1 pseudogene is annotated in these 362 nt (G+C 68.0%); it reads left to right on the top strand.

Annotation, left to right across the window (positions count from 1 at the left end):
- Nucleotides 1–362: pseudogene (locus ACLWS4_RS37950) on the top strand (hypothetical protein); the annotation flags it as partial.

The raw sequence follows: 362 nt of genomic DNA, 5'->3' as shown, positions 1-362 counted from the left end.
GCTCCGGCGTCGCGGTCGCCGACAACACCCTCTACCTGCCGACCGAGGCGACCAGCGGCGCCAACGAGATCGTCGCCATCAACCTCGCCACCGGCAAGGAGAAGTGGCGTACCAAGTCCCCCGCGGACGAGTCGATGATGCCGCTGAAGGCCGAGGGCGGTCAGCTCGTCGCGTACGTCAAGCCGTCCTACGACGCGGGCGGCCAGGTCGTCTCCATCCCGACCGGCGGCAGCGCCCACCAGCCGGCCAAGCTGCTGCAGAACCCGCAGGGTGTCGCGGACATCGAGAACAGCTTCTACTCCAAGGACATCGACTGGGTCGACGGGCGGTTCTACATCTCCAGCACCCGCCTGACCGGGAAC

This window comes from Kitasatospora sp. SC0581 (genome assembly GCF_048159585.1).
In the GTDB taxonomy this organism is placed as follows: Bacteria; Actinomycetota; Actinomycetes; order Streptomycetales; family Streptomycetaceae; genus Kitasatospora.
Note: the sequence above shows the minus strand (reverse complement) of the source record. Positions and strands in the feature narration are given on the sequence as shown.